The following is a 20492-nucleotide window of genomic DNA, read 5'->3' on the forward strand; positions in this document are numbered from 1 at the left end:
TTTATTCTATAGGGAAACTCACTTGTTTTCTATTTTTTTGAATAAAAATAACGTTCATGAAGTTTCCGCACCGATCTGATTAGAGATCGGTGCTTTTTTCTTCACCAACGTTATTTATTGTAGAACCCAAAAAAGAACCTCCAAAATAGGAGATTCTTCATTTTATAAGTTGATTTTTTCTGCCTGAATGTTCGGTAACTCAATCCAATTGGACAGAATTTGTTGGAACATCGGGACGGATCCTGTTGCAAAAAAACGATGCTTTGGTACTTCTTGTTCTGTATTTTCAAGATTGTAGAATTCAAGTAAGTCACGCGCATTCTTCGCAGTTTCTGTTGCGGAAGATACGACGTGAACTCCCTCCCCTACTACCTTTTCAATTAAATCTTGGATGATGGGATAATGTGTACAGCCTAAAATCATCGTATCATATGTAGCCTCTTTTAAAGGAGCTAAAGTTTTCTCAACGAGTTCAAGTGCAAATGGGCCGTCATACTGGCCACTTTCGACCATTGGTACTAGCGCTGGACAAGCCAATGAGTGAATCTTGCTTTTTGAGAAAAGTGAGTAAATCGCTTCCTCATATGCCCCACTCTTAACTGTACCTGCAGTAGCGATGACTGCAATTTCATGTGTCTTAGTCTCTTTAATTGCGGCTGTAGCACCTGCATTGATGACACCAACTACCGGAAAATCACATACCGCTTGCAACGGTTCTAATGCAACCGCAGTAGCCGTATTACACGCAATAACGAGCATTTTAATATTCATACTTGCGAGTTTTTCCGCCATCTCTGTAGTAAAAGTTAATACTTGTTCACCCGTACGTGGACCATAAGGACATCGAGCAGTATCGCCAATATAGTAAATCGTCTCGTTCGGTAAGTAACGCAGCATCTCTTTTACAACGGTTAATCCACCCACGCCAGAATCAATCACTCCGATGGGAGCATTCACATTAACCGCCTCTAATCTTCGTTCATTTCGTCGCTCATACGCACGTAGAGCTTTTGTAAAAGGACTGACAGTGTTTCGATCTCATCCTTCTCAAAATCGCTAACAATGTCTCCTAAATACATTTGTCGCATCTCAATAACTTCTTTAATGATCTTTTTACCTTCCGAAAGAAGATGAATACGTACAACACGTCGATCCTCTTCATCACGAATTCGTTGAACTAAGTTGTTCTTTTCCATACGATCAATTAAATCTGTTGTCGTGCTAAATGCTAAGTACATTTTATTCGATAAATCACCAATTGTCATGTCACCAAGCTCATCTAACCATTGTAAGGCGATGAATTGAGGTGGTGTAATTGTATAATTGTTTAAAATCTCGCGACCCTTTTGTTTAATAATCGCAGAAATATGACGCAGCTCTTTTTCAAGAATTGCAATTTCTGGACGATTAGCATTTGTATTTAACTCTTCTCCTGCCATATCGTATTCACTCCTACTTCGTAAAAAGTCCTTCAATTTACGAATTACTTTAATTAACTAATGTATTAATTATATTGTGAATGTAATTGAACAAATTGGCAAGTATTCTGGCAAAATTCTATGGAAAATTACTGCATTTGAAGGATTTGTGACTCGCTCCACTTAACTGCTTTGCCCGTTTTTGCATCAACTTGAACAAGCGCACCTCGTCCCGTTAATCGCACTTCCCCATTTACAACGCCCATATAATGAATATCCATCGACGAGCTACCGTACTTTGCGACTTTCGCATATAGTTGGATTGTCTCACCGAAGAAAATTTGTCCGAGGAAATCACATTGTAAATCTGCCACAATTGGAATTTTTTCTGAAGTTGTAGATAATCCTGCGCCCATCAATTTTTGATCGTTCATTAAACCGATTCTTGCCTGTTCAAAATATACAAACGGAACGGTATTATTCAAATGCCCAAATAAATCCGTTTCAGAAAAACGAACTTCAATATCGATCGAAAACGAAAAATCATTTTGCCATGCTTCAAAATCTTGAATGTATGCTTCTTTCATGTGATTTCCCCCTAAAAATGAATGATTATTCATATTGTATCAATTTGGAAGAAGAATGGGAAGTGAAAACGATTTCACTTAATAATCACAAGAACTCCTTCAAATAAAGTTTTTGTGAAAATTAGTTATTATTTCTTTCTAAGTTTCTCTTTGAACTTCTCATTCGATCAAAGTAAAGCTACCCCTTTGCTACACAACCTTCATTTGTTTAAGCAATAACGAGGACTCCTGCCGAAAAACAAGTGTGTAGCAATCCTTTATTTCCACCCATAGTGGAAATAAATAGTGCGACACTTGTCGGCGGAAAGCATTCGTTATTGCTCTAAATCACTAATTCTTTAAATCTCTCTGGTTAATCAAAAAACCAGCATTACCTCGGAAGGCAATACTGGTTTGAATTTTGCTTTATTAGTCAACCATGTGGTCAGAACCGAAGAAGTTCTTGAACATTTGAACTGTTGCTGCACGGTTAAGTGAAGCGATTGAAGTTGTTAAAGGAATACCTTTTGGACAAGCTGCAACACAGTTTTGAGAGTTACCACAGTTAGCTAGGCCACCGTCTCCCATGATTGCGTTTAAGCGTTCATCTTTATTCATCGCACCCGTTGGGTGAGTGTTGAATAGACGAACTTGTGATAATGGAGCAGGACCCATAAATGATGAACCTGAGTTTACGTTAGGGCAAGACTCTAAGCAAACACCACAAGTCATACATTTAGAAAGTTCGTAAGCCCATTCGCGTTTGCGTTCTGGCATACGAGGACCTTCACCAAGATCGTAAGAACCATCGATTGGAACCCATGCTTTAACTTTTTTAAGTGAATCGAACATACGAGAACGGTCGATTTGTAAGTCACGGATAACAGGGAAAGTACTCATTGGTTGTAATTTCAATGGTTGTGGTAATTGGTCAACAAGTGATGAACAAGATTGACGCGGACGACCATTAATAACCATTGAACAAGCTCCACATACTTCCTCAAGACAGTTCATGTCCCAAGCTACTGGAGAAGTTTGTTTACCTTCAACAGTTACTGGGTTTTCACGAATCGCCATAAGGACAGAGATTACGTTCATATTTGGACGGTAAGGTACTTGGAATTTCTCCCAGTAAGAAGGAGAATCAGCACTATCTTGACGTTGAACTTCAACGTCTAACATTTTTTGTTCAGCCATGATTAGTGTCCACCTCCTGTATAGTCACGTTTACGTGGTTTAATCATTGAGCAGTCTACTTCTTCATAAGTGATCGTAGGATCGAATGAAGGTGTGAACTGAGCAATTGTTGTTTTTAGGAAGTTGTCATCATCACGTTCTGGGAAGTCTGGTTTGTAGTGAGCACCACGAGACTCATCACGTAATAATGCACCTTTCGTAATAACGTAAGCAAGAGCGATCATATTTTTCAATTGACGAGTGAATTGAACACCTTGGTTAGACCATTTAGTCGTATCGTTAATGTTAATGTTGTTCCAACGTTCTCTGATGTCATCTAGTTTAACTAGAGTTTGTTCAAGACGATCGTTGTGACGTACAACCGTTACGTTTTCAGTCATTAATTCGCCAAGCTCTTTGTGAAGTAAGTAAGCATTTTCAGTACCGTTTAGAGATAGTACTTCATTCCACTTAGCTTGTTCTTCTTTAACAGCGTTGTCGAATAATTCAGTTGAAAGATCTTCAACATGATTATCTAAGTGTTTAATGTATTCAACAGCGTTAGGACCAGCTACTGAACCACCGTAAATTGCAGAAAGTAATGAGTTAGCACCTAGACGGTTACCACCGTGTTGTGAGTAATCACATTCACCGGCAGCGAAACATCCTGGAATAGTTGTTTGTTGATCGTAATCAACCCACAGACCACCCATTGAATAGTGAACCGCTGGGAAAATCTTCATTGGTACTTTATGTGGATCGTCACCAACGAATTTTTGATAAATCTCGATGATACCACCAAGTTTAATATCTAATTCGTGTGGATCTTTGTGTGATAAATCAAGGTAAACTACGTTTTCGCCGTTTACGCCTAATTTTTGGTTGATACATACGTCGAAGATTTCACGAGTCGCAACATCACGTGGTACTAGGTTACCGTACGCAGGATATTTTTCTTCTAGGAAGTACCAAGGTTTACCGTCTTTGTAAGTCCAAATACGGCCACCCTCACCACGAGCAGATTCTGACATTAGACGTAATTTGTCATCGCCAGGAATTGCAGTTGGGTGAATTTGAATGAACTCACCGTTTGCATATTTAGCACCTTGTTGGTAAACAATTGATGCTGCAGAACCAGTGTTGATCATTGAGTTAGTAGATTTACCGAAGATGATACCAGGACCACCTGAAGCCATGATTACAGCATCCGCTGGGAACGCTTTAATTTCATGAGTTGTTAAATCTTGTGCTTTAATACCTTTACATACGCCGTTTTCATCTAAAACTAGACCTAGGAATTCCCAACCTTCGTATTTAGATACTAGACCTTCAACTTCCCATTTACGAACTTGCTCATCAAGTGCGTATAGAAGTTGTTGACCTGTAGTTGCACCAGCAAATGCTGTACGGTGATGTAAAGTACCGCCGAAACGACGGAAATCAAGAAGACCTTCTGGAGTACGACTGAACATAACGCCCATACGGTCAAATAAATGAATGATACCAGGTGCAGCATCACACATTGCTTTTACTGGCGGTTGGTTCGCTAAGAAATCCCCACCGTAAACTGTGTCGTCAAAGTGGATCCAAGGAGAATCCCCTTCACCTTTTGTATTTACTGCACCATTAATTCCGCCTTGCGCACATACTGAATGTGAACGCTTAACAGGAACTAATGAGAATAATTCTACTTCTGTGCCAAGTTCAGCAGCTTTCATTGTAGCCATTAGGCCGGCAAGACCGCCACCAACAACTATAAGTTTGCTTTTCGCCATGTTTTTTCTCACTCCTCGTTCAATTAGTAGTCAAGCGCTTTCATGCATATCGTATTAATGTGATATTAAACGAATGCTAAGATCGCCATCACGCCTACTACTGATAACAATACAAAGAAAATCATTGTAATGTAAGTTGTAACTTTTTGTGATTTTGGAGATTGGATAAGTCCCCAGCTTACTAAGAATGACCAAATACCGTTTGCTAAATGGAATGTTGTAGCAATGATACCAGCGATGTAGAATGCAAGCATTCCTGGATTAGAAACAATATCAGCTACAAGGTTGTAGTCGATTTCAACATCGTTGATTGTTTTTTGCAGACGAGTTTGGAAGATATGCCATGCGATGAAAATCACAAGGAAGATACCTGTAACACGTTGCATCATGAAGAACCAGTTACGTGTTGTACCGAAACGGTTCAAGTTTGGTTTTGCAGTGAACGCAATGTATACACCGTATAATGCATGGAACATTAATGGGATATAGATTACTACCCACTCAACGATTGGTAAGAATGGAATGCTTTCCATTAAACCTGAAGCTTTGTTGAATGACTCTTCACCATTTGTAGCTGAATAGTTGATTAACAAGTGCATCGTAACGAACAGACCTACAGGGATTAGACCTAGTAGTGAGTGCAGACGACGCCAGTAAAACTCTCGATCTTTCGACAAGACTGTTACCCCCCTTAGTACTTAAAGTAGCTCGCGTCAAATTTGTCAGCGGGAAAACGCGTGACGTATTGGACTGTCTACTTTATCATGGTACAATATTATGACAAGTTCAATTGTACTCTCACTGGAAATGAACGTCAAGGTTGCTAACAGTTTGTAAAGTAATAAACTTGCATGAAAATAACAACCCTACGTTTACTTTTAGCTATTTAAAGAACAATTCTTCTTTAAAGGACAAAAAATAGACAAAATTAAGAAAGCAGGATGACGATGACTACTGTTGAAATGAAAAATGTAACCGCTTTTGGTTACGAACTGATGCGAGACCATATCCTATCAGCGATTGTAGGTAAGAACGAAGAAGATATTCTATACTGGTGTGGAAAAGAAATCGCACGTAAATTCCCATTACTGGAGCTTGAAGAAGTCGTTCCGTTTTTCCATGAAGCTTCATGGGGTTCGCTAACTTTAACGAAAACAACTAAATCAGAAGTATTCTACACTTTGACTGGTGATCCAGAAATTTTAAAATTCGACCAAAGATGCTTCCGTTTAGAATCAGGCTACTTAGCTGAGCAACATCAAAAATACAATGGCTTCATGACGGAATGTTTTGAAGAAGTCGATGTAAAAAATAATTGTGTGAATTTCCAAGTAAAATGGGACGCAAAAGATCCAGTGTTGCTTGCAGAGTAAACAATCATACATAACTACTTTTCTATACCCTAAAATCCAAAAGATGAGCGCTGTTCTTTAACAGTCTCATCTTTTTTTATTTTAATAGTACAAAGCCATGATAAAATGAAGAAAACCCTATAGAAATCAGTCAATTTCAATAGGGTCTATTTTACATTACTGTGCTAGTTTTTCTGACATTACACCAAGCTCAAATTGATCATGAAGAGCATTTGCAGCAAGAAACATTTCTTCTTCAGGGACAACAACCGACACTTTAATTTCTGATGTGCTAACCATTTTCACCGGAATGCCCGAACGGAATAAACAGTCGAACATTTCTGCAGCTACCCCTGGATTCGATGCCATGCCCGAACCAACAATGGATACTTTCGCTAAATCGAGTTCATGATCGATATGGTCATAGCCTAAAACTTCTTGATGATCCGCTAGAACTTGCAGCGCTTCTTTCAATTGTTCTTTTTTAACAGAGAAAGATACAGTTGGTGCTGCATTTGGGATCACAGACTGTACAATAATGTCCACATTGATGTGATGTTTCGCCAATGTTGTAAAAATATTCGCTAATGCGCTATTGTAGGTTTCACCAAAATACACCGTTAAACGGACAATCTCCCCTTCAAAAGCTACCCCTCTCACAACTAAATCTTTCTCCATTTGCACTTCCTCCTTTAAAATTGAGCCTTCTGTATAGATCGTACTTGAACGAATAGACATTGGCATTTGATAGTTTTTAGCCAATTCAACCGCTCTTGGATGAATGACACCCGCTCCTAAATGTGCCAACTCCAACATTTCATCAAAGCTAATTTCATCTAATTTCCGCGCATTTTTGACATGGCGAGGGTCGCTCGTAAAGAAACCTTCCACATCTGTGTAAATATCGCATCTCTCCGCTTCTAAAGCAGCTGCAATTGCGACAGCTGTCGTATCGGATCCACCTCTACCTAGTGTCGTAATATTGCCATGTCGATCCACCCCTTGGAAACCGGCGACGACCGCTACTTTCCCTTCCGCTAAACATTTCTTCAATGCTTCTGTATCCACCGTTTCAATTCGCGCATTGCTCGGGATATCCTCCGTCACCATACCTGCTTGCCAACCTGTGAAAGACATCGCGTTAATTTTCAATTGCTGTAAAGCCATCGTTAATAAAGCGATTGTCACTTGCTCACCCGTCGATAAAAGAACATCCATCTCACGTTTCGAAGGTGCTTCAGACAATTCCTTCGCCATCGAAACAAGTTGATCCGTCGTTTTCCCCATCGCAGATACAACGACGACGACTTTATTGCCACATTCCGTTTCACATAATACGCGTTTTGCTACATTTTGAATTAATGCTGGTGTTGCGACGGAAGTTCCGCCGAATTTCATCACATACGTACCCATCCAATCTCTCCCCTACATATTGTTGTATGCGGGTTCTCTCATTAAAAAAAGCAGCACTCCATCTCATAATTGGATGCAGGGCTGCTTGGTCATGTATATTCAAAAAGAACATTCATGTGAGATAGCCCTCCAGAGTTACGAACTCTGACAATCCCACATCTCTTAAATGTAGAACCAGCAAATATACCGTAGAAAGTAAATTTACTTCGGCAGTCTCCCCTTTCACCTTTAATCAATGAGCTTCTACACTCTCTTAAAAGTTACTGATGAAACCTGCGCCTCTATCATCACTATTTCAGTGATTTTCAATTGTTTTTACTTTATCATAAAATTTCCCAAAAGACAATTATTTTTTCTGAAAATACTCAATTGTCGTAATTGCTAGATTTTTCGGCATTCCAGCTTCAATTAATTCATCATAAGTCGCTTCTTTAATTTTCTTCATCGTGCCGAAATGTTTCAATAATTGCTGTTTACGTTTAGGGCCGATTCCTGGAATTTGATCCAATTGTGAGGTTAATGCATTTTTCTCATGCAATTGTCGATGAAATGTAATGGCGAATCGATGCACTTCATCTTGAATTCTTTGCAGTAAATAAAAGGCTTCACTCGTTCTTTTCAACGGAATCACTTCAGGGGGATTGCCGTACAACAGTTGCGACGTTTTATGTCGATCATCTTTCGCAAGTCCCGCAATCGGAAGATCCAAGCCTAATTCATCTTCTAAAATCTCACGCGCTACTTCCATTTGCCCTTTACCACCATCTGTTACTAATAAATCAGGCAATGGTAATCCTTCTTTTAAAACACGTGTATAACGACGTCTCAACACTTCTCGCATCGCACCATAATCATCATGTGCCGCTGCCGTTTGAATTTTGAATTTACGATAATCCTTTTTACGAGGGACACCATCTTCAAATACGACCATCGCGGAAACCGTATCTGCTCCAAAAATATGCGAGTTATCGAATGCTTCAATTCGCAATGGCGTTTGAATATTCATCGCATCGCCTAATTGTTCACATGCACCAATTGTTCGCTGTTCCTGTCTCTCAAGAATATTGAACTTCTCATCAATTTTTTGATGTGCATTTTTCGTCGCTAAATCGAGTAATTCTTTTTTATATCCTCGATGTGGCGTATGAATTTTGATTTTCAAAGCTTCTTGCAATAATTCATGATCCACTTCTTTCGGCACGATGACCTCTTTCGGTGGGATATGGTTGGCCATCTCATAAAATCGCGCTACGAAAGTAAGAAATTCTTCCAACGGATCTGCATAGGTTGGGAAAAGGGATACTTCACGCTCAATCAACTTCCCTTGGCGAACGAAGAACACTTGTACACACATCCAGCCTTTATTCACCGCAAATCCGAAAATATCACGATTCGTAAAGTCCGTTGTTGTGATTTTCTGCTTCGTCATCGTCGTTTCGATATTGGCGATTTGATCGCGGAATTCCTTTGCACGTTCAAAATCAAGCACTTCAGCTGCCGCCATCATTTTTGATTCAAGCTCTGCCTTCACCTTCTCATGCCCGCCATTTAAAAAGGCTGTAATTTCTTGAATAATCGGTTCATAACGAGAAGATTCAATCTCTTTCACACATGGAGCGAGGCACTGACCCATATGATAATACAAGCAAACTCTATTCGGCATAGAATCACATTTACGCAATGGGTAAAGCCTGTCGAGTAGTTTTTTCGTATCATTTGCAGCATACACATTCGGATAAGGCCCAAAGTATTTCGCCTTGTCCTTCTTCACTTTGCGTACCATTAAAAGTCGAGGATGCTTCTCGTTCGTTATCTTCAAATAAGGATACGATGAATCACCTTTCAACATAATATTGTATTTCGGATCATGCTTTTTAATTAGATTTAATTCGAGTAAAAATGCCTCCATATCGGAAGAAGTAATGATATAGTCAAAATCGACAATCTCACTTACTAAGCGAGCCGTCTTCCCTTCATGTGAGCCATTAAAGTAGGAGCGTACACGATTTTTCAATACTTTTGCTTTACCGACATAGATGACGACATTTTGGCGATCCTTCATTAAGTAACAACCCGGTTGATCTGGTAGTACAGCTAGTTTTTGTTTTATTGTGTCATTCATTTTTGTTCTCACCCTCTAAAAAAGAGGTTGGAGCTTCCTCAAAAATGAATCGAACCAACAATAAATGATTGTCTAGGCGATTATTTTGTGGAAAAACTCCAACCTCTATACTATTTTACTAAAGTAAAATTAGATGTGTTTAGCTAATAATTCTGCAAGAGCTTCTTTTGGTTGGAAACCTACAGTTTTATCAACTGGTTGTCCATCTTTAAATACTAATAAAGTTGGAATTGACATGATACCAAATTGAGCTGCTGTTTCTTGGTTTTGGTCTACGTCTACTTTTACAACTTTCGCTTTACCAGCTAAGTCTGCATCTAGTTCTTCAAGAACTGGAGCGATCATTTTACAAGGTCCGCACCAAGTAGCCCAAAAGTCTACTAATACTACGCCTTCTTCGATATCATTTGTGAATGTTGCATCTGTTGAATGTACAATTGCCATGATTAAATTCCTCCTTGTTATCTAAACCATATGTTTGGATTATAGCACGGATATTTAGATATGCGTAAAAATATGCTTACAACTCCCAATTTCATTAGTAAAGTAAAGAAATAAGCGCATTTTTACATTGAAATTGCTATATCTCCATATAAAAAACACTCCGACTGTGCGCACAATCGAAGTGTCCTATTTATTAAACGCTCGCTTTTAAAGCTTTAACTTCTTCAATTAATAGTGGAACGACTTCGAATAAGTCTCCAACAATACCGTAGTCTGCAACTTTGAAAATATTCGCTTCAGGATCTTTGTTGATCGCTACGATTACTTTCGAGTTTGACATACCTGCTAAATGTTGGATTGCTCCTGAAATTCCAGCTGCAATATATAGGTCTGGTGTAAGAACTTTACCTGTTTGACCAATTTGTAATGAATAATCACAGTAATCAGCGTCACATGCACCACGAGATGCACCAACAGCGCCGCCTAATAAATCTGCTAATTCTTTAAGAGGTGCAAAACCTTCTGCACTCTTCACGCCACGACCACCAGACACAACTACTTTCGCTTCTGAAAGATCTACACCGTCTGTCGCTTTACGAATTACATTTTCAACAATTGTACGTAAATTCGTAATATCAACAGATAATGACTCTGCTGAACCTGATTTACCTGCTTGTTGTTCAAGAGGTGCGATGTTATTTGGACGAACCGTTACGAATAAAGGTGTGCTCTCTGATTCGACACGCTCAAATGCTTTACCAGAATAGATTGGACGAACGAATTGAACACCATCGCCTCCACCTTCGATTGCAGTAACATCTGAAATTAAACCAGTTTGTAAACGACTTGCAACTTTTGGAGATAAATCTTTACCAAGAGCTGTGTGACCGATGACAATCGCATCTGGACTTTCTTGTTCAACTACTGCAAGTAAAGCTTGGTTGTATCCATCAGCAGTATAGAATTTCAAATGTGGATGTTCCACAATTACGACACGATCTGCACCGTATTCGAATAGTTCATTCGCTAATGACGATACATCTGTACCGAATAATGCTACGACAACTTCGCCACCATCAGAAATTTGTTTTGCTGCTCCGATTGCTTCGAAAGAAACGTTACGAAGTGTATTTTCTCTAGTTTCTGCAAGTACTACAACTTTTTTAGACATCTTTTTTTCCTCCAATCAATTTCTCGTAATATTCTGACGTTTCACTAAATAACTTTTGCTTCTGAACGTAGTAATGAAATTAATTCTCTCGCTTGATCCGCGATTTCACCTTCAAGAATACGACCAGCTTGTTTTTGCGGCGCTAGGAATACCTCGACAGTTTTGATTTTTGGTTCAACATCATCTTCATCGATGTCTAAATCATCTAATTCTAATTCTTCTAAAGGTTTTTTCTTCGCTTTCATAATCCCTGGTAGAGATGGGTAGCGAGGTTCATTTAACCCTTGTTGTGCTGTTACTAGTAAAGGTGTTGAAGTCGAAATTTCTTCCGAATCCCCTTCTACGTCACGCACGATTTTAATGTCGCTTCCAGAAATCTCGAAGCTCGTAATTGTTGTTACATAATTTATATTTAGTAATTCAGCTAAACGAGGACCTACTTGGCCTGAGCCACCGTCAATCGCTACGTTACCGCCGAAAATTAAGTCTACTTCTTTGTCTTTTAAGTATTCTGCTAAAATTGTTGCAACTGAGAATTGATCTAAGTCATCAACATCTTCTTCAGCATTGATTAATACTGCTTTGTCAGTGCCCATTGCTAGTGCTGTACGCAGTTGTTTCTCAGACTCTTCACCACCAACAGTGATGACAGTCACTTCGCCACCTTCTTGATCGCGAACCTTAATTGCTTCTTCGATGGCATACTCATCATATGGATTGATGATGAATTCTGCCCCGTCTTCTTGAATAGCGCCACCTGAAATAACGATTTTTTCCTCTGTATCAAAAGTTCTTTTAACTAATACGTAGATGTTCATAATGTAAACCTCCTAAATAGTATTATTTTCCTTTAAATACTGCTTGACGTTTTTCAACAAAGGCAGTGATACCTTCTTTAGCATCCTCTGTTGCGAAAACTTGCCCAAAAGTTGCTGCTTCGGCATCAATACCGTCGTAAAAACGTGTTGATTTTGAATAAGCGAGCAGATCGATTGTAGCTTTTAATGCAATTGGTCCTTTTAATGCGATTTTCTTGGCAACTTTTAGCGTTTCTTCTAAAAGGTCTTCTTCTTCAAATGCTGCGTTAGCCAAGCCTAAGTTTACAGCTTCTTCACCAGTTACTGGGTCGCTCGTAAATATCATTTCGGCAGCCTTTGCTGAACCTACATAGCGCGGAAGACGTTGTGTGCCTCCGAAGCCAGGAATTAATCCCAATGAGAGCTCAGGTAATCCAAGCTTAGCCGTTTTAGATACATAGCGCATATGACAGCTCATCGCTAATTCTAATCCTCCACCTAAAGCTGCACCATGGATCGAAGCGATTACAGGTTTTGAGAAACTTTCGATTCGTTCAAATACTGCTTGTGCCTCCGTCGCATGTTGCTGGATGTTTGGGACAGAAAGGAATTCTTTAATATCTGCACCTGCAGAGAAGAATCTTCCATCTCCATGGATTACAACAACCCTCGTTGCTGAATCAGCTTCGATTGATTTAAATGCTTCGTCTATTTCTTTTACAAGTTGTTGACTCATTGCGTTTGCGGGTGGTCGTACAATCGTAATAATCGCGACACCGTCTTCTTGTGATAATTTTAGAAATTCCATGTTGCTCCCCCTTATAACTATGTAGTTGAGATGTGGCTACCTTTCTATAAAGTAGCCTACATCCATTTTAAGCCTTAATACCATTTAATAACAATTGATATACTTTCGACGATTGGGAATTTAAGTCGAACTTGTGATCTTTCATAACCCAAGATGTCGTCACTTCATCAATTGTGCCAAAAATTAGCTGACGCGCTAGACGTAAATCCATGTCTTTTGCAAAGAGTCCCGTCTGCACACCTTCTTCTAAAATCGCATCTAGTTGATCTAGATATTCTTTTAGAACAGCATTTATCTTTAGTCGTATATCTCGGTTCGACTGACGTAACTCAAGTTGTGTAACTCGTGCTAAGTACTTGTCTTTTGAAAGTACGCTAAAGTGGTTCGTAATCATAAATTCAAGTTTTTCTGATGCCGGTGCTTCCTTCACGACGATCTCTTGCAGACCTTCGATAAAGACTGACATCTTCTCTTGGAAAACAGAAATTAATATATCTTCTTTATTTTTAAAATAAAGATAGATCGTACCATCTGCAACCCCTGCTTGCTTAGCTATTTTTGAAACTTGCGCTTGGTGATAGCCATTATCTGCGATTACTACTACAGCCGCATCGATAATCTGCTTATATTTAGGCTTTTCTTTTTTCATTTTGTCACCACCAGTTATCGCATGAAATATGAATGGTCATTCATTCATGATTTTATAATAGTATCCAGCGATTATATTGTCAAGCAATGGATTACATTACGCTTCAATTTGTTTCTGTTTTTCTTCTTCAATCAGCGTCCTTCTTAATATTTTGCCAACCGCTGTCTTCGGAAGTTCTTTTCTAAACTCGTAGATGCGGGGTACTTTGAATGCTGCAAGGTTTTCACGACAGAATTTATTTAGTTCTTTCTCCGTCACGGTTGCGCCTTCTCGTAAAACGATGAATGCTTTTACAGTTTCACCACGATATGGATCAGGTACACCAGCCGCTACACATTCCACAATATCGGGATGCTCATATAATACTTCCTCGACTTCACGTGGATAAATATTGAAGCCACCAGCGATAATAATATCTTTTTTGCGATCTACAACGAAGAAGAATCCATCCTCGTCCACATAGCCTAAGTCGCCTGTTCTAAGCCAGCCGTCTTGTAATGACATCGCCGTTTCTTCTGGGCGATTCCAGTAACCTTTCATTACTTGAGGACCTTTTACTACAATTTCACCAATTTCGCCAACAGGTGTTTCGTGATCAATATCGCCATCAATCACCATTGAATCAGTGTCTGGCCAAGGTATGCCGATCGAATTCTTTTTACGAATATTTTCGTAAACTAAATTCGCATGTGTAACCGGCGATGATTCTGTCAGGCCGTATCCTTCAACTAACTTCCCACCCGTTAATTTCTCAAATTTCTCTTGAACTTCAGCAGGCAGTGAAGCGGAACCACTAATACAAGCTTTGATCGATGATAAATCATAGTTTTCGATATTCGGATTATTAATTAACCCAATATAAATCGTAGGCGCTCCAGGGAATAGTGTTGGCTTTTGCTTCTGAATCGTTTTCAAAGTTGTTTCAGGATCAAATTTCGGTAATAGTACCATTTTATTCCCTTGCATGACTGTCAATAATAAAACAGTTGTCATGCCATACACATGGAAGAATGGTAGAACCCCTAGAATAACGTCATCCGTTGGTGAAGGTTCAATGAGCCAATCCTGACACATCTTCACATTTGAAAGAAGGTTTTTATGCGTCAGCATAACACCTTTCGGAAACCCTGTCGTCCCACCCGTATATTGCAATAGTGCAATATCTTCTTCAAAATCGAACGGAATGTCGAGTGGTGTGGCAGATGCTGTTTTGAAAATTTCCATCAATAGATGACTCACACCACTGTGAGATACTTCTACTTTAAAGCCGTACTCCTTCTTCTGTACCATTGGATAAAGAAGATTTTTAGGAAATGGTAGGAAATCTTTAACGCTTGTAACAATTACATTTTCAAGATTTGTGTTTTTAAAAACTTTCATAATGCGAGGGTATAAAATGTCTAAACTCACAATCACTTTAGCACCAGAGTCTTTCAATTGATATTCAATCTCTCGCTCCGTGTAAAGTGGATTCGTCATAACAACGATTGCTCCAGCATACAGCGCTCCATAGTAGCAAATAACTGTTTGCGGCACATTCGGTAGCATGAGTGCGACACGATCCCCTTTTTCGATTCCCAATTGTTTTAAGTAATTAGCGAATTTCAAAGCGTATTCATGCAACTCAGCGTACTTTACGTCCTTCCCCATAAAATGAATCGCAATCTTGTTCGGTGTGCGCTTTGCAGCATCTGTCAAAAACTGTTGTAACGGTATTTCGTCATATTCCAGATTCGGCTTAATATAATCTGGGTAATGCTTTAACCAAACTTTTTCAGTCATTTTCATCCACCCCTTTTAAAAATTGTTAAATAGTTACCTTTAGTATATAGACTTATGTCAGCGCTTTCAAATACTAAATGAGAAAATGTGTACTTTTACGATAAAATCTGTATCACTATGTACCAAAAACGCGCATTTTTCTATATGGACCTATCTTAACACAAATGAATAACCATTCATATGAATATCAATTCATTTTTCTAATTTATTTCCATTTTTACTATTAAATGCACGAAAATCATTATAGTTGAACGGTTTACGAATCCGTTCAACTGGTTCTCATTTTCTCCAAAATAAAAACACGCCTGTAAAAAAGCGTGTTTTTTGACGATTCATCTGTATTAGAAATTTAGAACAGCATAGACAGTGCCTACAATAATAAAGGCTAGGCAGCAGACGAGTAAAACTTTTGATAATTTCTCCATCTTCTCACCCTCTCCTTTATGAAATGCTCGCACCGATTACGAATGATAATCCGACTGAGATCGTCATAGAAATAAATCCAACTGATAAATTCCCTTTTTCAATTTCTTCATCAATTTTAAAAGTAGGTGTGAAAAATTCATATAGTAAATAAGCGATTATTAATAGGAAGAAACCAAACATTCCCCAACCAATCATCTCAAGCAATGAATTGTGTCTCTCTATTGAATAGCGGAAGATATTGCAAATCCCGAGTATTTTACCACCCGTAGCAAATGCCACCGCCATATTACCATTTTTGATTTCATACCAGTTTTTATAGCGTGTGACTGCTTCAAAAATAGCCATCGCCACAACTAGGCATAGTACGACAACACTGAAATAGCCTGTCATTACTACTGCAGGGTGATGCCAAAACTCATTATTCATCGTATATCTCCTTCTCCTACTTTACTTCAGATCTGCTACTGTAACGCCATATCCGCCTTCACTTGCTGATCCAAAGGCATACGATTTCACACGAGGATGACGTTTTAATAACTCTTGAACACCTTTTCGTAATGCGCCAGTACCTTTACCATGAATAATCGATACACGGTGATAATTAGATAATAATGCGTCATCGATATATTTCTCCGTTAATTGTAGCGCGTCTTCATAACGTTCTCCACGTAAATCCAACTCTAACTTCACCGCTTCACGTCCGCGAACATTCGATACATTCACTGTGTCTTTCAATTTTTCTGGTTTAATATATTCTAAATCCGATTCATCTAACTTCATTTTTAAAATACCAATTTGTACGACCCATTCATTGTTTGAAGCTTTCTCAACAAGCACACCTTTTTGGCCATAACTTGTCACACGTACTTCATCACCTTTTTGAAGTTGTTGTGTACGTGCATTGATTTGTCGTTGTTTTTTCAACACTTTATTTTCAACTGGTGTTGCTTCTTCAAGACGTTTACGCGCTTCAATAATTTCATGTTCTTTGACGATTTTATTAGCGTTTGTTTTCATTTTATGCAATTCATCAATAACTGCTTCCGATTCACGTTTAGCATCTTCAACAATTTTCTTCGCTTTTTCTTTCGCTTTCTTCTCTAAAGATTCTTTTAAATCATCATAATCTTTAAGTTTGGCGTCCAATTCCGCTTGTAATTCCTTCGCTTCTTGTAAAAGATGAGCGCTTTCTTCAGCATCTTTTTCAGATTTCAGTCGAGATTCTTCCAGTGAAGCAATCATTGACTCAACTTCATGCGTTTCCGTACCTGTATATCCTTTTGAAGTTTCAATAATATGATCTGGTAAACCAAGTCGTTTTGAAATTTCAAAGGCATTTGAACGTCCCGGTACACCAATTAATAAACGGTATGTTGGGCTTAATGTCTCGACATCAAACTCTACTGAAGCATTTACAACAGCTGGTCGGTTAAATCCATAAGCCTTCAATTCAGGATAGTGGGTTGTCGCCATAACACGCGCGCCTCTACCATGTACTTCATCTAAAATTGAAATCGCTAGTGCAGCACCTTCTTGTGGATCTGTACCAGCACCTAATTCATCAAATAATACGAGTGAGTTTTCATCGAATTTTTTTAAGATGTCGACAATATTCACCATATGACTTGAGAATGTAGATAAGCTTTGTTCAATTGATTGCTCATCGCCGATATCAGAAAATAACTGATCGAATACAGCTAATTCTGAACCGTCTAATGCAGGGATTGGAATGCCTGATTGAGCCATTAATGTACATAGGCCGACAGTTTTCAAAGTAACTGTCTTACCACCTGTATTTGGACCTGTAATTACGATTGCAGTGAACTCTTTACCGAATTCGATATTATTCGCAACTGCCGTTTCACGATCTAATAGTGGATGTCTAGCTTGTGTAAGCTTCATATAACCTTCTTGGTTCATCTTTGGTTTCGAACATTTATTCGCTTGACCGTATTTCGCTTTGGCTAAAATTACATCAATTTGTCCAAGTACTTGAATCATGACAAATATTTCATGTGCAACTTCTTGCACCATCGCAGAAAGTACGCCTAAAATGCGGTCGATTTCAGCTTTTTCCTTCGTTTTTAAACTATGGATTTCGTTATTTGATTGCACAACTGCATCTGGTTCGATATAAAGTGTTTGACCTGATGAAGATTGATCATGAATAACACCGCCATAATGACTGCGGTATTCTGCTTTGACTGGAATGACAAAACGATCATTTCGGATTGTAATAATAGAATCAGACAGCATTTTCGCCGCATTCGTACCTCTTGTTAGACTCGCTAATTTTTCACGTACTCGTCCTTCTTGCATACGCAATTGTTGGCGAATTGTACGCAATGTAGGGCTAGCAGAATCAGATACATTGGCATTATCATCAATACAGCTATTAATCTCATGCTGTAAACCTGTTAAAATCGGTAAATCTTCTTTTTTCTCAAGGAAATACGGAATTTCAATTTCTTCATCCGCATCTAAATCCTCGATAAATTCGCGGAAAATACGACTTGCTCGAATGGTAGAAGAAATCTCCATCAATTCCATTGGACTTAATACGCCACCAATTTGCGCTCTTTTCGCACTTGGACGAATATCAAAAATCCCACCCATAGGTACATTTTGACGTAGGCGAAGAATTGATAAACCTTCATCCATTTCATCTAATAATTGATTTACTTCTTCTAAAGTCGTTTTGGGTTTTAGTTGTTCGATCGTTGATTTCCCGATCGAGTTCGTACAAAATTGGGAAACTTGATTAATTATTTTATCATATTCTAGTGTTTTCAATGCGCGTTCAGCGATCATTCAAAACACCTCCTCATCTATTCTCTAAAAAGTCCATGAACTTCTCAAATGACCATGTATTGACAATCATATCTTTATAAAGCCATGCTTTTTGTGCGTACTTTGTGCCAGTATCCATATATCGTAATTGTTCAATAGCGTGTGCATCTGTATTAATTGCAACTGGAACACCAGCTTTTGCTGCCATTTCAAGATGTTCTACGCAAAGATCCAATCTGTACGGATTTGCATTTAGTTCTAAAATTTTATTGTATTGCTTCGCCCATGCAATCAGCTGCTCCATATCTGGATTGTAACCATCACGTTGATGGATGACACGACCAGTTGGATGAGCAATCATGTCCACATGTGGATTTTTCAGCGCATTATGCAGTCTTTCCATAATTTGCTCCTGCGGTTGGCTGAAACTAGAGTGAATTGAAGCGATGACGAAATCTAAATTTGCTAATACTTCATCGTCAAAGTCAAGTAAACCATCTGGTAAAATGTCCATCTCTGTTCCTCTAAGTAAATGGAAATCTGTTTGCTTCTTATTAAACGCGTGAATTTCTTCATGCTGCGCTATAAGTCTTTCGGGCGTTAAACCATTCGCTACTTTTAAATATTGCGAGTGATCTGTAATAACCGCGTAATCATAGCCTTTCGCAATTAATGCATTGCCCATTTCTTCAACTGTATGAGCGCCATCTGACCAAGTTGTATGCATATGAAGGTCGGCACGTATATCCTCTATTGTAACAAGGTTTTCGATGTCCGTATAGCGTTCAAATTCAGTTGTACCAACACGTAAAGTCGGTGGGATGAATGGCAAATCAAAATGATTGAAGAAAGCTGCTTCAGATTCAAAAGTTAGCACTGAGCCATCTGCCTGCTCGACACCGTACTCACTAATCTTTTCACCACGATCTTTCGCGATTTGTCGCATGCGAACATTATGTTCCTTCGATCCTGTGAAATGATGTAAGGCAGTCGCATATTGAATCGGTTCAACAATTCGGAAATCGACGTTCGGCGCGTCATCTCCTTGTAAAATGACAGATACCTTTGTATCACCAGAAGCGATGACCTCAACAGCATCAACTTTTTCAAGTAGTGCTTCCTTCACTTTTGCCGCTTCATTTGTCGAAATCATATAGTCGACATCTTTACTCGACTCTTTCACACGTCGATAACTTCCCGCTACTGAAAATTGTTCAATTTCTTCAATTGTATTTAAAATCGTATCTAATTTACGGATAACTTCTTCTAATTGCCATACTGGGTGTGTTTCAGATCGCTTACCGAAAGTTTCTAATTCTTTTAAAATCTTCTCTTCTGTTTTCTTCGCAAATCCCGCAAGTTGTTGTACACGACCTTCTTCACAAGCTGTTTTCAATGCTTCAGCTGAATCAATGCCTAGTTCAGCATACAGTTTTGCAATCTTTTTGCCGCCCAGTCCAGGGATTTTCAATAAAGGAGGTAAGCCAACTGGCACCTCACTTTTCAGTTGTTCTAGTTCACTTGATACACCTGTTTCTAGCAATTCACTAATAACCGCAGCCGTTCCTTTACCAATGCCTTTTAAAGCTGTCACATCTTCAATTTCATCCATACTTCTCGGATCATTTTCTAATGCTGCACCTGCTTTACGGTAGGCAGAGATTTTGAAAGCATTTGCCCCTTGTAACTCTAAATAAATCGCTATTTTTTCTAATATTTGTACTACCTGATTTTTATTCATAAGATTCCTCCGAAAAAAGGGCTACTCAAATGAAATGAGCAGCCCTTCGTTATTTACTCGTC

Annotated in this window: 18 protein-coding genes and 1 riboswitch; of the genes, 1 reads left to right on the forward strand and 17 read right to left on the reverse strand. The window is 38.8% G+C overall.

What is annotated here, in order from left to right; all coding sequences use genetic code 11:
• Positions 1 to 162: 162 nt before the first annotated feature.
• The 6 genes from racE to DF281_RS04170 form a co-directional block, all read right to left on the reverse strand.
• Positions 163 to 957, reverse strand: coding sequence for a glutamate racemase (racE, locus tag DF281_RS04145; protein ID WP_109348984.1), 795 nt, complete (start codon positions 955 to 957; stop codon positions 163 to 165).
• Between the two features lie 11 nt (positions 958 to 968).
• Complete coding sequence (locus DF281_RS04150) at positions 969 to 1439, reverse strand: MarR family winged helix-turn-helix transcriptional regulator (protein WP_109348985.1); 471 nt, start codon at positions 1437 to 1439, stop codon at positions 969 to 971.
• A gap of 128 nt (positions 1440 to 1567) precedes the next feature.
• Entirely contained in the window at positions 1568 to 2005 is a 438-nt protein-coding gene (locus DF281_RS04155; protein WP_109348986.1) for an acyl-CoA thioesterase, read from the reverse strand.
• 408 nt (positions 2006 to 2413) lie between these two features.
• Positions 2414 to 3181, reverse strand: a complete 768-nt coding sequence (gene sdhB, locus DF281_RS04160; protein ID WP_109348987.1) for a succinate dehydrogenase iron-sulfur subunit — start codon at positions 3179 to 3181, stop codon at positions 2414 to 2416.
• A 2-nt stretch (positions 3182 to 3183) separates the two neighbouring features.
• Positions 3184 to 4935 (reverse strand): succinate dehydrogenase flavoprotein subunit, encoded by a 1752-nt coding sequence (sdhA, locus tag DF281_RS04165; protein ID WP_109348988.1) that lies wholly within the window; start codon positions 4933 to 4935, stop codon positions 3184 to 3186.
• A gap of 65 nt (positions 4936 to 5000) precedes the next feature.
• Positions 5001 to 5612, reverse strand: a complete 612-nt coding sequence (locus tag DF281_RS04170) for a succinate dehydrogenase cytochrome b558 subunit (RefSeq protein ID WP_109348989.1) — start codon at positions 5610 to 5612, stop codon at positions 5001 to 5003.
• A 270-nt stretch (positions 5613 to 5882) separates the two neighbouring features.
• On the opposite strand from DF281_RS04170, the gene DF281_RS04175 reads away from it, so the two are divergent.
• The gene (locus DF281_RS04175) at positions 5883 to 6308 is read left to right on the forward strand and encodes a YslB family protein (RefSeq protein ID WP_109348990.1); all 426 of its coding nucleotides are present in this window, start codon (positions 5883 to 5885) and stop codon (positions 6306 to 6308) included.
• Positions 6309 to 6464: 156 nt separating this feature from the next.
• On the opposite strand, the gene DF281_RS04180 is transcribed toward DF281_RS04175, so the two are convergent.
• The 11 genes from DF281_RS04180 to polX all read right to left on the reverse strand — a co-directional run bounded on the left by DF281_RS04180 (position 6465) and on the right by polX (position 20430).
• The gene (locus DF281_RS04180) at positions 6465 to 7700 is read right to left on the reverse strand and encodes an aspartate kinase (protein WP_109348991.1); all 1236 of its coding nucleotides are present in this window, start codon (positions 7698 to 7700) and stop codon (positions 6465 to 6467) included.
• Between the two features lie 114 nt (positions 7701 to 7814).
• Positions 7815 to 7992: riboswitch (Lysine riboswitch) on the reverse strand.
• A 54-nt stretch (positions 7993 to 8046) separates the two neighbouring features.
• Positions 8047 to 9822 carry an excinuclease ABC subunit UvrC gene (gene uvrC / locus DF281_RS04185; protein WP_109348992.1) on the reverse strand — a complete coding sequence of 592 codons (1776 nt, stop codon included), beginning with the start codon at positions 9820 to 9822 and terminating at the stop codon, positions 8047 to 8049.
• Between the two features lie 129 nt (positions 9823 to 9951).
• Entirely contained in the window at positions 9952 to 10266 is a 315-nt protein-coding gene (trxA, locus tag DF281_RS04190) for a thioredoxin (protein ID WP_109348993.1), read from the reverse strand.
• 193 nt (positions 10267 to 10459) lie between these two features.
• Positions 10460 to 11437, reverse strand: a complete 978-nt coding sequence (locus tag DF281_RS04195; RefSeq protein ID WP_109348994.1) for an electron transfer flavoprotein subunit alpha/FixB family protein — start codon at positions 11435 to 11437, stop codon at positions 10460 to 10462.
• A gap of 44 nt (positions 11438 to 11481) precedes the next feature.
• Complete coding sequence (locus tag DF281_RS04200; protein WP_109348995.1) at positions 11482 to 12255, reverse strand: electron transfer flavoprotein subunit beta/FixA family protein; 774 nt, start codon at positions 12253 to 12255, stop codon at positions 11482 to 11484.
• 22 nt (positions 12256 to 12277) lie between these two features.
• Positions 12278 to 13042 carry an enoyl-CoA hydratase gene (locus DF281_RS04205; RefSeq protein ID WP_109348996.1) on the reverse strand — a complete coding sequence of 255 codons (765 nt, stop codon included), beginning with the start codon at positions 13040 to 13042 and terminating at the stop codon, positions 12278 to 12280.
• A 67-nt stretch (positions 13043 to 13109) separates the two neighbouring features.
• Positions 13110 to 13691: a TetR/AcrR family transcriptional regulator gene (locus tag DF281_RS04210; RefSeq protein ID WP_109348997.1), complete on the reverse strand. Its 582-nt coding sequence runs from the start codon at positions 13689 to 13691 to the stop codon at positions 13110 to 13112.
• Between the two features lie 96 nt (positions 13692 to 13787).
• Complete coding sequence (locus tag DF281_RS04215; protein WP_109348998.1) at positions 13788 to 15473, reverse strand: long-chain-fatty-acid--CoA ligase; 1686 nt, start codon at positions 15471 to 15473, stop codon at positions 13788 to 13790.
• Between the two features lie 441 nt (positions 15474 to 15914).
• Positions 15915 to 16325, reverse strand: coding sequence for a DUF350 domain-containing protein (locus DF281_RS04220; RefSeq protein WP_109348999.1), 411 nt, complete (start codon positions 16323 to 16325; stop codon positions 15915 to 15917).
• 21 nt (positions 16326 to 16346) lie between these two features.
• Positions 16347 to 18710, reverse strand: coding sequence for an endonuclease MutS2 (locus DF281_RS04225; protein ID WP_109349000.1), 2364 nt, complete (start codon positions 18708 to 18710; stop codon positions 16347 to 16349).
• A gap of 13 nt (positions 18711 to 18723) precedes the next feature.
• Positions 18724 to 20430 carry a DNA polymerase/3'-5' exonuclease PolX gene (gene polX / locus DF281_RS04230; RefSeq protein WP_109349001.1) on the reverse strand — a complete coding sequence of 569 codons (1707 nt, stop codon included), beginning with the start codon at positions 20428 to 20430 and terminating at the stop codon, positions 18724 to 18726.
• Between the last annotated feature and the right edge of the window lie 62 nt (positions 20431 to 20492).

The organism is Kurthia zopfii (genome assembly GCF_003143955.1).
Lineage (GTDB): Bacteria > Bacillota > Bacilli > Bacillales_A > Planococcaceae > Kurthia > Kurthia zopfii.